The organism is Ruegeria sp. ABD4_443 (assembly GCF_056160865.1).
In genome coordinates this window covers 244,486-259,006 of the sequence record NZ_JBSWYA010000005.1, presented here as the reverse complement: position 1 = coordinate 259,006, position 14,521 = coordinate 244,486, and the positions used below count along the sequence as shown (strand labels likewise).

Here is a 14,521-nt window from a genome sequence, read left to right as displayed (position 1 = left end):
GATTAGTGCGAATGTTTGGCCGAATGGCCGTGGTCATCCTTGCGCTCAAGGTCCACCGGGATATCCACGCTCACCTCGCCCGCATTTTCGAACACCAGGATGACGGGAACGGTCCCGCCCTGTTCAAACGGTGCGGTCAGGCCCATGAACATGACGTGGTCGCCGCCACGTTTCAGCATATGCGCCTCGCCTGCGGGGATGGTAAAGCCGTCCTCGACCTCGACCATTTTGGCGACGCCGTTGCCATCGACCAGGTGCGTGTGCAGCTCGACCCGAGCGGCGGCGTCCGATTTGGCCCCGATCAGGCGGTCGGCCTCGTCCCCCTGGTTCTGGATGACCATGAAGGCCGCACCGGCCTTGGCGGATTTGCCCGAGGACCGCGCATAGGCGTCTTCGACCACGATCGCGCTGTCGGCCAGGGCGGCAGTGGTCAGGGAAAGGGCGGCAAGTGTTGCAAGAATGGTGGATTTGAAGGTCATTTGCCTTCTCCTGTATTGGGTCTGATTGATAGGAACTGGGAAAATCAGACGGATACAGGCGGGCTGCGCGCGGGCATAAGCGGGACGGGATCGGCGATCAGGTTCGTGCCCTGCCGCACGGGCGCAGGCAATGACCGGCGCGGCGGCGCAGGCGCTGCGACCGCATCGACGTGAATCGCCCCCAGCAGGCTGAGCGCATGATCCGGGCAATAATGGGGGGGATGTGTCGGTTGCCCCGTGTCATCCACGTAGACCATGACAGGACCGGTGCCGGTGCACAGGACCATCTGCCCAACGGCCGCGTCCATACCGCGCGACGCCGCAACACCCTGACCGGTCAGGCAAACAAGCAGCGACAGCACGTAAGGCAGGATATGACGAAAGACAGTTTTCATCCTGCCCCGAGGTATAGGGGGCCGCTGATCCGAGGATCAAGCGCAAAGGCCAGCCTGAGACAGTTTGGCCACCGGAGCGTGCGAGGTTCGCTGCCGGTGGCCACTGGGGAGAATGCTTACATGCGGTTGGACCGCGCGCCGCTGCCAGGTTGTGACCGCAGGCTTGTATGCAGGCGATTGACCCGATGCTGAATCCGGGTGCACCGGTCGACCGCTTCGACAAAAATTGCCGAGATTACCGAAATAAAACTTGTTACTTTCGCAGGCATTTTAAAGCCTCCACACCATAATATGCATATCCATATTGCGCTTTTCGCCCCTTGTATGTGAACAATTTCACGCAAGCCTGGATTTTATCGCCAATTGAACAACAATGTCCGGTCGTCAGGCAGTGCGTTGCGCATCCGGTTTGTTGGGGCGCAAAAGAAAAACCCCCGGATCCAGGGATCCAGGGGTCGGGAATTCAGAATTTGAAATCCGTTACGCCGAAGCTTGTGCCTTGGCGATTTCTTTTTTCACTTTCAGCGCGTTGGCCGACAGTTCGTCGTCCTTGGCCTTGGCCAGGAACGCGTCCAGACCACCGCGGTGGTCAACCGAGCGCAGGGCAGCCGCCGAGATGCGCAGCTTGACGCCACGGCCCAGGGTTTCCGACTGCAGGGTGACGTCGTTCAGGTTGGGCAGAAAACGACGACGAGTTCTGTTTTTGGCGTGGCTGACATTGTTGCCAGTCATCGGGCCTTTTCCGGTCAGTTCGCAACGGCGCGACATGGTTTCTTCCTTTGTTTCTGGAGGCCAGGCACAAGACCCTCGGCCAAATCACAAGGGGCGCAACCCGAAGTCGCGCCCGAAAACTGGTTGGATGCGTGTAGTGGGAATCGCCGGAAGGGTCAAGACAGGGGATGCGAAATCTTTCCGCCTTTTGAACATGCCCTGCCGCGGCTTTTCATTCGGCGCATCGGCGGTAGGTTCAAAACGCCTGTAGCAGCGGTTTGTCATTGCGTAAATGCCTGGCAATCAGCTTGGCCTGTTGTCGGCCTTTGGGGATATAGCGCGCCGGATCGGCCCCTTGGGGCGAATGCGCGAGGTCGGGAAAGATATCCAGGATTTCCCTGCGGGCCTCGGGACCAAGCGACCAAAGCGCCTGGGGTCCGGTAAACAGGCTTTCGGTCGGGGCGTTCTCGGCATGGATGATCTCGTGCCGGTCGAACAGCAGATGAAAATATTCGACCGTTGCCACGTCTTCATCCACATAGACGCCGGGCAATGCGGTCAGCTTGATCGCCGGAATAAGAACCTCGGACTGGCCGAACATGCGCAGGGCGATTCTGGATTGCACCAGCATCCGGTGCTGGCGCGACACCAGCAGGTCGCGCGCGGGCAGACCCGCGCCCAGCGCGCCGGCCATTATGCGAACGGGAAACCGTTTGGGGTTCGATTGCAGGTCCGCCGCCCGGAATGTTCGCCGCCCGATCCAGCGGATGGGCTGCACCCCGTTGCCGACCGTCGGCACCCGGTCACCCACGGCAAGCGCCTGCACAGGGATCGCGCCCTGTTCGGCCTGGATCAGCGTGTCGCGGGTAAAACAGGGAAATCCGGTGCCGTTCTCAAAGCTCAGATAGGTGACCGTCTTGCCGGATGGCAGGGTGAACGAGCCGCCGGACAAGGAATATCCGACCCCGCTGGCAACCGTAAATGTCCCGAAGGTATCGTCATTGACCACCGTGCCCACAGGCAGGTTCAGGCTGTCGGTTCCGCCATTGCCGCGAATGTCACCGGAAACGTCGGTGCTGCTGAAGTTCAGGGTGTCATTGCCGCCCCCAAGCCTGATGCGTCCGACAGATGATCCGCTGACCGTAACCGTATCGGACCCGGATCCGGCATGAAGCACCCCGCCCACGGTGCTGTTTTGCACATTGACTTCGTCATTGCCCGCATTGGCCCGCACAGAACCCGAAATGGTGCTGTTGGTGATGGCAATGTCATCATCACCTTCAAGCCCACGCACCTGGTTGATCGGCGTTCCCTGCGGGACGCCGTTCAGTGTCCCGTTGTCATCGGTGACTTCGATGTCATCGTCGCCGCTGGTCCCGGTGATATCGGGCATGAGAAACGGTTCCTGTCGGTTCGGTCCAACGGGCGGCGCATTTGCAGACCGGTCCCGCCACTTGGCAAACCCATGCGATCCGCGGCGCGCACCCGCGCATTGCGGGGAAACTACACCAAGACAGAGTGTCCCGCCAGATGTGCGAACCGTTCAGGCCGTGACCTGTTACCTTTCGGACAATGCCGCCAGCATGCGGCCTGCCGCCTCTGACGGGCTGATAGCCCCGGTGCCGACCTCGGCGCTCAGCCTGTCCATTTCGCTGCGCGCCGCCGGTGTTTCCAGGCGCGCCAACAGCGCATGGCGAACCTCTTGATCGAACCAGTACCGGGCCTGTGACGCACGGTTGGCGGTCCAATGGCCGTTGTCACGGCGCCAGGTCGTCAGCGCCTGCATCTCGTCCCAGGCCTGGTCCAGCCCCTGCTCTTCCACCGCCGAAACGGTCATTGCCCGAGGATAACCGGGCGGGTCCTGCGGCCGTTTGCGCAACAGGCGCAGGGCCCCCGCATAATCGGCACAGGTCCGCGTGGCCGTCGCCTTGAGGTCGCCATCGGCCTTGTTGATCAGGATCATGTCCGCCATTTCCATGATACCGCGCTTGACGCCCTGCAGCTCGTCACCTCCGGCGGGGGCTAACAGCAGCAAGAACAGATCGGACAACTCGGATACCACCGTTTCCGATTGCCCCACGCCGACGGTTTCGATCAGCACCACGTCGAACCCGGCCGCCTCGCACAGCGCTATTGCCTCGCGCGTACGGCGGGCAACGCCGCCAAGGTGGCTTTGACTGGGAGAGGGCCGGATAAAGGCGTTCTTGTCCCGGCTCAGGCGCTCCATCCGGGTTTTGTCCCCCAGGATCGAACCGCCCGACCGGGCCGAGCTTGGATCGACGGCCAGAACGGCGACACGCAGCCCCTGGCCCGTCAGCATTATGCCAAAACTTTCGATAAAGGTGGACTTGCCCACGCCCGGCGTCCCGGACAGGCCGATGCGCAGGGATTGCCGCCCCGACCTGGCCAGCTGAGACAGCAATTCGGTGGCCTGCGCCCTGTGATCGGCGCGCCCGCTTTCGACAAGCGTGATTGCGCGGGCCAATGCGCGCCTGTCTCCGGTCAATATCCTGTCACCAAGGCCTTCTGTCTGCATGGCACCCTCAATCCTGCGGCACGACTACTTGCCGCCCCTGTGGGGGATTTGTCCAGAGGTCAGCGCCGCAAATTTCACGGGAACTGGACCTCTGCCGGCAGTTGGCGGATAAGGGCGCGATGACATTGCGCCTGCCCATAGATGACGCCATTCCCGGTTTGCTGGACGCCCTGCGCGCCCATGGCAGGGCCGTTTTGCAGGCGCCGCCCGGCGCTGGCAAAACCACCCGCGTGCCGCTTGAGATGTTGCAGGCCGGGTTGTGCCCGGGCCGGATCGTCATGCTGGAACCGCGGCGGTTGGCGGCCCGTGCCGCCGCCGAACGCATGGCGGAAACGCTGGGTGAAAAGGTGGGCCACACGGTTGGTTACCGTGTGCGGGGTGCGGCGAAAGTGTCGAAAGCCACGCGGATCGAGGTTGTTACCGAGGGCATCCTGACCCGGATGCTGCAATCGGAACCCGACCTGCCCGGCATCGGGGCGGTGATCTTTGACGAATTCCACGAACGGTCCCTGAATGCCGATCTCGGGCTGGCGCTGTGTCTCGAAGTCGCCGGGGCGCTGCGGGACGACCTGATCCTGCTGGCAATGTCGGCAACCCTGGACGCCGAACCGGTCGGGCGGCTGATGGACGCGCCGCTTGTCACATCGCAGGGGCGCAGTTTCCCCGTCGAAACCCGCTGGCTGGAGCGGCCCTTGCCCGCACAGGCCCGGCGGCTGGACGCGCTGGTCGATCTTGTGGTGCGGGCCGAGCGGGAAACCAGCGGAGGGATACTGGTCTTTCTTCCCGGCGAGGGCGAGATACGCAGGGCACAGGCGGCGCTGAGCGGACGGCTGCCGGGCCATTGTGCCCTGCGCCCGCTTTACGGGGCCATGCCGTTTGCCGCCCAGCGTGACGCGATTGCGCCGGTGGAAACGGGCCGGAAAGTGGTGCTGGCGACGTCGATTGCCGAAACCTCGCTGACGATCCCCGATATCCGCGTCGTGGTCGATATGGGCCAGGCACGGCGGGCGCGGTTCGATCCCGGATCCGGCATGTCCCGGCTGGTGACCGAACGGGTGACGCGGGCCGAGGCCACCCAGCGCGCGGGGCGCGCGGGGCGCGTCGCCGAGGGCGCGTGCTATTGCCTGTGGTCCAGCGGCGAAAACGGGGCGTTGGCGGCCTATCCGCCAGCCGAGATCGAGGCGGCGGACCTGACCGGGCTGGCGCTGGAGCTTGCCCTGTGGGGGGCGGAACCGGGGGACCTGGCCTTTTTGACACCGCCGCCCGAGGGCACGATGACCGAGGCGCGCACCCTGCTGAGGATGCTGGGCGCATTGGACGGCAAGGGGCGGATCACCGATCATGGCCGCGCCCTTGCCGCCCTGCCCCTGCATCCGCGCCTGGGGCATATGCTGGTGCAGGCCGGGCCCGATGCGGCGACGCTTGCGGCCTTGATGGCCGAGCGCGACCCGCTGAGGGGCGCGCCGGTGGATATTTCCCTGCGGCTGGAGGCGCTGCGCGATCTGCGCGCTTTTCAGCGCAACCGGGTCTGGCAGGTCAATCCCGGCGCGCTGGACCGGATCAGGGCCGAGGCCAAGCGGTTGCGGACGCAATCCCGGCCCGCAATCCTTGGCCCGGCAGCCCAGGCGGCGCTGGCCTATCCCGACCGCATCGGGCAGCGCCGCAAGGGCGACGTGCCGCGATATGTATTGTCAGGCGGCAAGGGCGCAGTGCTGGGCGCCGACGACACGCTGGCCGCCGCGCCTTATCTGGTGGTCACGGATACGGACGGAAACCCCCGAGAGGCCCGCGTCCGGATGGCGATACAGATATCCGAGGCGGAAATTCGAGACCTGTTTTCGGACCAGATCGCTTGGGCTGCGACCTGCGAATGGTCCAAACGCGAACGCCGCGTGGTTGCGCGGCGGCAGGAACGGCTTGGCGCGATCACCCTGGCCGATCACATCTGGAAGGACGTGCCCGATGATGCGGTCGCCATGGCGATGCTGGACGGGGTGCGTGATCTGGGCCTGCGGCTGGACGGCGCGGCGGCACGGCTGGCCGCGCGGGTGGAACTGGTTCGCGCCGCGGGGGCGGATTTGCCCGATTTCTCGGCCCAGGGGCTGATGGAGACAATCGAGGACTGGCTGTTGCCCATGCTGTCCGGCATTCGCAGCGCCGAGGACTGGAAAAGATTCGACCTGCTGCCCGCCTTGCGGGCCAGCCTGAACTGGACCCAGACGCAAGAGGTCGACCGCCGCGCGCCCGGCGCCTTTGAAACCCCGCTGGGCCGCAAGGTGCCCATTGATTATGGCGGCGCGGTGCCCGAAATCGCGGTGCGCCTGCAAGAGATGTTCGGGGTGACGCGCCATCCGGTGGTTGGTGGCGAGCCGTTGAAAATCACCCTGCTGTCGCCTGCGCGCCGCCCCATACAGATCACCCGTGACCTGCCGGGGTTCTGGACCGGCTCCTATGCGGATGTGCGCAAGGACATGCGGGCGCAATACCCCAAACACCCCTGGCCCGAAGACCCGACACAGGCCGATCCGACCTTGCGCACCAAACGCAAGATGACCTGATCCGGGCGGTGTGACCTTGGTTGGGTTTTGCTGCAATTTGCCCAAAAACCCGCAAAACGGCAGAAAATTGCGGCCAAATTCGCTCAATTTTCATCTCTTTTAGGTACATCAATTGAAGCTTTGCGCCGTCGTTGTTATGTCACGCGGGCATAAAAACCTGAAAAAATGGGAAAAACCTACAGGCCGGAAATGACAAAATGGTTGCGAAATATCTGGGAAGAGGTCGCCCGGCCTCTTATCCTGCGCCCGCGCCGGGTGCAGTTCGCAGCCCTGTGCACAAGGTCACGCGGCCCAGCGACCGAAATCTTGCTGATCACCAGCCGCGATACCGGGCGCTGGATCATCCCCAAGGGCTGGCCAATCGACGGGTTGAGCGGGTCGGAAACCGCCCTGCAGGAAGCGTGGGAAGAAGCCGGTGTTCAGGACGCCGATGCCAGCGAAGACCCGATCGGGTACTATTCCTATGACAAAAAGCTGGATAACGGGTCGCTGCAACCGGTTCTGACAAGCGTCTACCGCGTGCGGGTGACAAAAACCTCGGATACGTTCCCCGAAGCCCATGAGCGCGAGCGATCCTGGGTCTCGCCGCAAGTCGCAGCCGATCGGGTTCAAGAGCCCGAATTGCGCGACCTGCTGCTGAATCTCTAGCTTTCCTTTCGGTTTTCCGCGAAATCAGCCTTGTTCCGCAGGCCGGAAGCCTCTAGCGGAGAAAGTCATACAACAATCCACCGGACAAATGACCAAGCCCCGATCGAAACCCCGCTGGCAGGCCCTGGACGGAGACCTGCACCGCATCACCAGCGTCGAGCATGCCAACACCCATGTTGCGCGCCCGTTGTTGGCGCCGGGTATCGCATTGGTCTTTGTTGCCTTGGCCGGGCTGACCGCCGCGGTCCTGTTCGGACATGCGGACGGGGGGCTGATCGTCGTCGCCGGCGCGATATTCGGCGCCTATATGGCGATCAATATCGGGGCCAATGACGTGTCCAACAACATGGGCCCTGCTGTTGGCGCGAACGCCCTGACCATGGCGGGTGCAATCACGATCGCTGCGCTCGCAGAAAGCGCAGGCGCGTTGCTGGCCGGGGGCGACGTGGTGTCGACGATTTCCCGAAAGATCATCGACCCCAGCTCGGTTGCTGACGCGACGACCTTTATCTGGGCGATGATGGCATCGCTGATATCGGCGGCCATGTGGGTCAACCTGTCGACATGGATCGGCGCGCCGGTCTCGACGACCCATTCGATCGTCGGCGGTGTCATGGGCGCCGCCATAGCTGCGGCCGGCCTGCATGCGGTCAACTGGGAAACGATGGGGGTCATCGCCGCAAGCTGGGTCATCGCCCCGATCCTGGGGGGCGTAATCGCGGCCTGTTTCCTGGCCCTGATCCGCGCAAAGATCCAGTCACGCGACGACAAGATTGCGGCCGCGCGGCGATGGGTTCCGGTTCTGGTGGCCTTGATGGCCGGCGCATTTGCGACCTACATGGCGGTCAAGGGCCTGAGCCATGTTCTGGCAGTCCGGCCGGACATGGCGCTGGTCATTGGCGCCGGTGTGGGTCTTGTAGTATGGGCCGCAACCGTGCCTTGGGTCAGGTGGAAATCCGCAGGGATGGAGAACCGCACGCGGTCCGTCAAATCGCTGTTTCGGATGCCGCTGGCCGTTGCGGCGACCTTTCTCAGCTTTGCCCATGGTGCAAATGACGTGGCAAACGCGGTCGGTCCGCTGGCCGGGATTGTCTACGCGACGCAACATCACGGCATGGCGACCGAAGTAGCCATCCCGCAATGGGTGATGATCATCGGGGCGTTTGGGATATCCTTTGGCCTGTTCCTGTTCGGGCCCAGGCTGATCAGGATGGTCGGCAAGAAGATCACAAGGCTGAACCCGATCCGCGGGTTCTGTATCGCCCTTTCTGCGGCTACGACCGTGATCATGGCCAGTTGGCTGGGCCTTCCGGTAAGCTCGACACATATCGCGGTTGGCGCGGTCTTTGGCGTCGGCTTTTTCCGCGAATGGGATCAGGAGCGCCGGTGGAAACGGACGTCACGCAACCGCCCCCCGGAATTGGGCTTTGCCCCCGAAGAGCATCGCCGCCGCAAACTGGTCCGCAGGTCGCATTTCCTGACGATCGTCGCCGCCTGGGTGGTCACGGTTCCGGCTGCCGCGGCGTTGTCGGCGATTATCTTCTTTGTCCTGACAGCCTTTTCGTAACGCGTGCGGATTGCGTCACCGCGCAATCTGATCCGGCGTCAGCGGCGTTTCCGGTGCGGCCTGGATCAGGCCCTGTATCTTTTCACATAACGGCGTCGGAACAGCCGCCTTTCGGCCTTGCCGGATGATTTCCCCCTGCAGGCTGTCCACTTCGGTGACCCGTCCGGCCATCAGGTCATAGGCCATCGAGGTGCGCGCGTTCGGGTCGATCGTCAGCATGCGCGCCGCGATCCGCGAGAAAAGCGGCGTGGGCAGGCGCAGGATGTGCGGCGTAGCCCAGGCAGGCAGCGGGGTCATCGAGGCGACCGGGTGGCCCGCCGCCTTTAACACGCCCAGCGCCTCGGCCATCTGATCGGCCATCAGGCGGCGCCAGTGACGATCCAGCAGTTGATCGCGCAAGGTCAACCCCGACAGCGCGTTCAGCGCGTTGTTCAGGTTCACCACCAGCTTGCCCCATTGCACCGCCTCGATTTCATCGCTTTCGACCACCGGCAGATCCGGCGACCCAAGCGCCTGCCCCAGCGTGCCCGGCCCGCTGGCGATCACGATCTCGCCCGAGGTGGCGCGGTGAAAATCTGCCGGGCCGGTCGGGACAACGTTGAACGGGACCATGCCAGCGCGAACATCGAAACCGGGCAGCAACGCGGCAAGCGTGCGGGCGCTTTCCATTCCGTTCTGCCAGGACAGAACTGGCGCCGACCGGGGCGCGTATTGCGCGATCAGCGCGGCCATGCCTTTGGTTGCGCCGGTTTTGACCGTGACGATGACCGCATCCGCCCCGGCCAAACAGGCCGGGTCCTCGGACAGGGACAGGTCTTGGGCATCGACATGGCGATGCAGGCCGGAAAAATCCGTGACCGTCAGCCCCTTTTGGCGGATCGGGTCAAGGATACGGGCCCGGCCCAGCAATGTAACCGCATGCCCCGCAGCGGCCAGCAGCGCGCCGCAATAACATCCGATACTTCCGGCGCCGGCGATTACGATCTTCATGGCGATCCTCCGCTTTCCTGACAGGATCACCGGGAATGGCCGGGTGGGCAAGCCATGGCGCGGGGTTCCGACGCAGCGTTTACCGCGCCAGCCTTGGGCGTGTGCGCTCCAACTCGGGCGAGATCGGAATGAATTCCTGATCATCACCCGGCGGCAGGTGAAACGCGCCGTTCGCCCAATCGGCGGTTTTCCATTCGCGGGTCGCGTTTTCGATCTTTTCCTTCGAGGAGGAAACGAAGTTCCACCAGATATACCGGTCTTCGTTCAGTGTCGCCCCGCCCAGCAACATCAGGCGCGCCCCCTGAGGCCCGGCCGTGACCGACAATTTGTCGCCGGGGCGGAACACCATCATCCGGCCAGCTTCGAAACTGTCGCCCGCGATGGTGATCGCGCCTTGCGTGACATAGACGCCCCGGTCTTCGTGGTCGTCCGGCAACGGCATGCTTGCGCCTGCCGCAAGCCGCACATCCAGATAGAACGTGTCCGACGGCATCGTCACCGGCGATTTTTCTCCGTAGGCGGTCCCAAGGATCAACCGGGCACTGACGCCTGCATCCTGGATATGAGGCAGCGCGGCCTGCTTGTGATGTTCGAAATCGGGGGCCATATCCTCGTGCGTTTCGGGAAGAGCGATCCAGGTCTGGATGCCGAACAGGCTGTGGCGGGTGGCGCGGGTGGCGGCGCTGGTGCGCTCGGAATGGGTGACGCCACGGCCCGCGACCATCCAGTTGACCTCGCCGGGATAGATCATCTGATGGGTGCCGATACTGTCGCGATGTTCGAACTCTCCCTGGTAAAGATAGGTCACGGTGCCAAGACCGATATGCGGATGCGGGCGAACGTCAATGCCGCCGTCGGTAATGAACTCTGCTGGCCCCATCTGATCGAAAAAAATGAATGGCCCAACAAGCTGCCGTTTGACCGACGGCAGCGCCCTGCGCACCTCGAACCCGCCCAGGTCGCGGGCGCGTGGGATGATCAGCGTTTCCAAAGCCGCATTTTCCGATATGCAGTCAGGAGTGTGGGTGGGGTTCCAACTCATTCCTTGTCTCCCGTTCCGAGCATGTGGCGGCGGTGTGGCCGGTTGTTTGTTTTTACAACATAGGGCCAGATTTCGCGGAGAATGTCCTGCGTTTTTGCACATTATGCGTGTTGTCGAAAGACCACCTGGCCCAAGCAAGCCGTGCAATCACGCAGCCGTGATGGCGGATTGCCGCGCCCGTGGGCTGCGCCCGCTCGGAAATTGGGGGGATCGTGCTATGGTTTGGCAGGCCGCCCCGCGCGGGCTGGTCGCCGCTTGATTTGCAGGAGCGTTTCGATGTCTGGCACTCTTTTCACCCGCCGATCTGTGGTTCTTGCCGGTGGGTCTGCATTGATCACCGGGAAATCCGGCCTGTTCAGTGCGGCCCGCGCAGCGGGTCTGCCGCCGACAAGGTCGATGCGCGGCGGGGCGAACAATTATTTGCCGAATGCGCCGATCGTTGAGCGGATCGGCAATGGCGGGTTCTGGATGACCGGCACCGTGCGGCGCGCGGGCGATGGCGCGCCCCTGCCCGGACAGCGCATCCAGATCTGGGCGCATACCACCGAAGGGCACGAGCGCGACCCCCACAGCCACGGAGCCACGCTGACCGATGCCAATGGCGAATTTCGGCTGGAGATGCCGCAGATCGTGCCTGCCTTTGGGCAGCCGCATGGGCATCTGGCCTATGACAGCGACGCGTTCCAGACGGTGTTCCTGCGCCCGGTCATGAAAAGCGCGCAGGACAAGACCCTGAGCGCGCATTTCGTGTTGCAACCGGCCTGACCGAGCCGTGCCGCCCAGGATGTTTCCGACCCGGCCGATCCTGATCTGGGGTGCCCTGGCCGCCGCAATCGTCACCCCGGCGGTCGCCGCCGCGCTGAGCCCGCTTTTGGCCTGGCGGCAGCCGATCTATATTGCGGCCGGGTTTGCAGGGATCGCCGGAATGGTTCTGTTATTGGTCCAGCCGCTGCTGGCCGGTCGGATATTGCTGGGGCTGACCCCGGTCGCCTGCCGACGCTGGCATCGCCGTGTCGGCATCGCCTTTTCCCTGGCCGTTGCCCTTCATGTCGCCGGGCTGTGGCTTACCAGCCCGCCGGATGTCATTGATGCGCTTTTGTTCGCCTCTCCCACGCCGTTTTCGGCCTGGGGCGTCGTGGCGATGTGGGCCGCGTTTGCCGCCGTATTCCTGGGTCTTGCCCGGCGGCGGCTGGCCTTGCGGTTTCGGGTCTGGCGCCTGGGCCACGCCTCCCTTGCCGCAGTGACCATTATGTGCAGCGTTGTGCATGCAATGCTGATCGAGGGCACGATGGAAGTCATGACCAAGACCGCCCTATGCGTTCTGGTGGTAGTGGCGAGCGCCGCGGCGCTCGTCCGTTTGCGTGTCTGGCAGGTGCGGGGCCGGGCCTAGAGGCCCAGGCACCAGCGCATGACGGCTTTTTGCGCGTGCAGGCGGTTTTCAGCCTCGTCGAAGATGACCGAGTTGGGGCCATCCATCACCTCGGACGTGGCTTCTTCTTCGCGGTGCGCGGGCAGGCAGTGCATGAACAGCGCGTCGGGTTTGGCATGGGCCATAAGGTCGGTATTGACCTGATAGGGCCGCAGCAGGTTGTGGCGACGCTCTTTCGCCGATTGGGAATCGTGCATCGAGACCCAGGTGTCGGCCACCACCAGATCGGCATCCTTGACGGCCTTGTAGGGGTCGCGTTCGACCACGACCGAGGATCCTTTCTGACGGGCGAAGCCCATGAACTCTTCCTCGGGGTCGAACTGGGACGGGCCGGTGAAGGTCAGGTCGAAACCGAACTGGCCCGCCGCATGCAGGAACGAGGCGCAGACATTGTTGCCATCGCCGGTCCAGACGACCTTTTTGCCTTTGATCGGCCCGCGATGTTCTTCGAAGGTCAGCACATCGGCCATGATCTGGCAGGGATGGGTGCGGTCGGTCAGGCCGTTGATCACGGGCACGTCCGAATATTCGGCCATTTCCGTCAGGATGGTTTCATCAAAGGTGCGGATCATGATCATGTCGACATAGCGCGACAGCACGCGTGCGGTGTCGGCAATGGTTTCGCCATGGCCCAGTTGCATGTCCTTGCCGGACAGGACCATGGTCTGCCCGCCCATCTGGCGGACGCCGACGTCAAAGGACACCCGCGTCCGGGTCGAGGGTTTTTCGAAGATCAGGGCAACCATGCGGCCAGCCAGCGGCTGATCGTCATCGGGCGCGGCCTTGGGGCGGCCCAGGCGCGCCTGTTTCATGGCGCCAGCCTGGTCGATCATGCCCCGCAAGGCCGTTGCGTCGGTTTTGTGGATGTCGAGGAAGTGGTTCATATCGTTTCGCTTTTGGCTGTTGGAGGCCGGGGGCTCTGCCCCCGGACCCCCGGAGTATTTGGGAAAAGATGAAGGTCAGGCGGTGGTGAGTTGGCTTGCGACCTGAAGCGCGGCCTTGTCGAGGCGGATCATCGCCTGCGCCACGTCGTCTTCGGTCAGTGTCAGCGGCGGCAGCAGGCGGATGACGTTATCGGCGGCGGGCACGGTGATGACCTGGTTGTCATAGCCCGCGTTCACCACGTCGATATTGGTTGCCTTGCATTTCAGGCCCAGCATCAGGCCGGATCCGCGCACCTCTTGGAACACGTCGGGGTGGTTGGCGACCAGGCCTTCAAGCTTCTGGCGCAGCAGGCCCGCCTTGCGGTTGACGCCTTCGAGGAAGGCCGGTGTGGCGACCTGATCAAGCACCGCACAGCCCACTGCGCAGCCCAGCGGGTTGCCGCCATAGGTGGAGCCATGGGTGCCTGCGGTCATGCCGCTTGCGGCCTGTTCTGTGGCCAGCACCGCGCCCAGCGGAAAGCCACCGCCGATGCCTTTGGCGACCATCATGATGTCGGGCGTGATGCCTGCCCATTCATGGGCGAAGAGCTTGCCGGTCCGGCCCACGCCGCATTGCACCTCGTCCAGGATCAGGAGCAGGCCGTTGTCGTCGCAGATCTGGCGCAGGGCCTTGAGGTCGGCGTCAGGCACGGGGCGGATGCCGCCTTCGCCCTGAACCGGTTCGATCAGGATGGCGGCGGTGTTTTCGGTGATTGCATTGGTGACGCCGTCGAGGTCGCCGAATGTGACGTGGACAAAGCCGGGCAGCAGCGGGCCGAAGCCCGTGGTCATTTTCTCGGACCCCGCAGCGGCGATACCGGCAGAGGAGCGGCCGTGGAACGAGCCGTCGAAGGTGATGATCTCGACCTTTTCTGGTTGGTCTTTGTCATAGAAATACTTGCGGGCCATTTTCACGGCGAGCTCGCAGGATTCGGTGCCCGAGTTGGTGAAAAACACCGTGTCGGCAAAGGTATGTTCGACCAGCTTGTCGGCCAGCTCCTGTTGCTGCGGGATGTTGTAAAGGTTGGACACATGCCACAATTGATGTGCCTGTTCGGTCAGCGCCGCCACAAGCGCCGGATGCGCGTGGCCCAGAGCGTTCACCGCGATGCCCGCGCCGAGATCCAGGAAACGTCGGCCATCCGCCTCGGTCAGCCAGGCGCCTTCGCCCTTTACGAATGTCAAGGGCGCGCGGTTATAGGTCGGCAGAACGGACGGGATCATCGGATCATCCTTTTTGGAT

The 14,521-nt window shown here is 63.6% G+C and carries 14 protein-coding genes; 5 read left to right on the top strand and 9 right to left on the bottom strand.

All coding sequences use genetic code 11. The features are described 5' to 3' along the window. Positions 1–2: 2 nt before the first annotated feature. The 5 genes from ACXAG8_RS12265 to meaB form a co-directional block, all read right to left on the bottom strand. Positions 3–479 carry a copper chaperone PCu(A)C gene (locus ACXAG8_RS12265; RefSeq protein WP_475225153.1) on the bottom strand — a complete coding sequence of 159 codons (477 nt, stop codon included), beginning with the start codon at positions 477–479 and terminating at the stop codon, positions 3–5. A 44-nt stretch (positions 480–523) separates the two neighbouring features. Beyond that, positions 524–874, bottom strand: coding sequence for a hypothetical protein (locus ACXAG8_RS12260; RefSeq protein WP_475225148.1), 351 nt, complete (start codon positions 872–874; stop codon positions 524–526). 480 nt (positions 875–1,354) lie between these two features. Next, a complete protein-coding gene (rpmB, locus tag ACXAG8_RS12255) occupies positions 1,355–1,642 on the bottom strand; it encodes a 50S ribosomal protein L28 (RefSeq protein ID WP_008756960.1) in 288 nt (95 codons plus the stop codon). Positions 1,643–1,841: 199 nt separating this feature from the next. Continuing rightward, on the bottom strand, positions 1,842–2,978 hold the full coding sequence (locus tag ACXAG8_RS12250) for a Hint domain-containing protein (RefSeq protein WP_475225141.1): 1,137 nt from the start codon (positions 2,976–2,978) through the stop codon (positions 1,842–1,844). A 165-nt stretch (positions 2,979–3,143) separates the two neighbouring features. Beyond that, entirely contained in the window at positions 3,144–4,121 is a 978-nt protein-coding gene (gene meaB / locus ACXAG8_RS12245; protein ID WP_475225138.1) for a methylmalonyl Co-A mutase-associated GTPase MeaB, read from the bottom strand. Between the two features lie 119 nt (positions 4,122–4,240). Between meaB and hrpB the strand changes: the two genes are divergently transcribed. The 3 genes from hrpB to ACXAG8_RS12230 all read left to right on the top strand — a co-directional run bounded on the left by hrpB (position 4,241) and on the right by ACXAG8_RS12230 (position 8,894). After that, the gene (hrpB, locus tag ACXAG8_RS12240) at positions 4,241–6,679 is read left to right on the top strand and encodes an ATP-dependent helicase HrpB (protein WP_475225395.1); all 2,439 of its coding nucleotides are present in this window, start codon (positions 4,241–4,243) and stop codon (positions 6,677–6,679) included. Positions 6,680–6,868: 189 nt separating this feature from the next. Then, positions 6,869–7,327, top strand: coding sequence for an NUDIX hydrolase (locus tag ACXAG8_RS12235; RefSeq protein WP_475225135.1), 459 nt, complete (start codon positions 6,869–6,871; stop codon positions 7,325–7,327). Between the two features lie 88 nt (positions 7,328–7,415). Continuing rightward, positions 7,416–8,894, top strand: coding sequence for an inorganic phosphate transporter (locus tag ACXAG8_RS12230; protein ID WP_475225132.1), 1,479 nt, complete (start codon positions 7,416–7,418; stop codon positions 8,892–8,894). A 15-nt stretch (positions 8,895–8,909) separates the two neighbouring features. Here the strand turns inward: ACXAG8_RS12230 and ACXAG8_RS12225 are convergent, their stop codons facing one another. Further along, a complete protein-coding gene (locus ACXAG8_RS12225) occupies positions 8,910–9,884 on the bottom strand; it encodes a 2-dehydropantoate 2-reductase (RefSeq protein WP_475225129.1) in 975 nt (324 codons plus the stop codon). Between the two features lie 79 nt (positions 9,885–9,963). Then, the gene (locus ACXAG8_RS12220; RefSeq protein ID WP_475225121.1) at positions 9,964–10,926 is read right to left on the bottom strand and encodes a pirin family protein; all 963 of its coding nucleotides are present in this window, start codon (positions 10,924–10,926) and stop codon (positions 9,964–9,966) included. Between the two features lie 276 nt (positions 10,927–11,202). Between ACXAG8_RS12220 and ACXAG8_RS12215 the strand changes: the two genes are divergently transcribed. Beyond that, complete coding sequence (locus tag ACXAG8_RS12215; protein ID WP_475225116.1) at positions 11,203–11,691, top strand: twin-arginine translocation pathway signal; 489 nt, start codon at positions 11,203–11,205, stop codon at positions 11,689–11,691. Between the two features lie 19 nt (positions 11,692–11,710). After that, positions 11,711–12,316, top strand: a complete 606-nt coding sequence (locus tag ACXAG8_RS12210) for a ferric reductase-like transmembrane domain-containing protein (RefSeq protein ID WP_475225111.1) — start codon at positions 11,711–11,713, stop codon at positions 12,314–12,316. Here the strand turns inward: ACXAG8_RS12210 and argF are convergent. Together argF and ACXAG8_RS12200 are read right to left on the bottom strand one after the other, a co-directional pair. Continuing rightward, a complete protein-coding gene (argF, locus tag ACXAG8_RS12205) occupies positions 12,313–13,239 on the bottom strand; it encodes an ornithine carbamoyltransferase (protein ID WP_475225104.1) in 927 nt (308 codons plus the stop codon). The genes ACXAG8_RS12210 and argF overlap by 4 nt on opposite strands. Positions 13,240–13,314: 75 nt before the next feature. Next, positions 13,315–14,502 (bottom strand): acetylornithine transaminase, encoded by a 1,188-nt coding sequence (locus ACXAG8_RS12200; RefSeq protein ID WP_475225097.1) that lies wholly within the window; start codon positions 14,500–14,502, stop codon positions 13,315–13,317. Between the last annotated feature and the right edge of the window lie 19 nt (positions 14,503–14,521).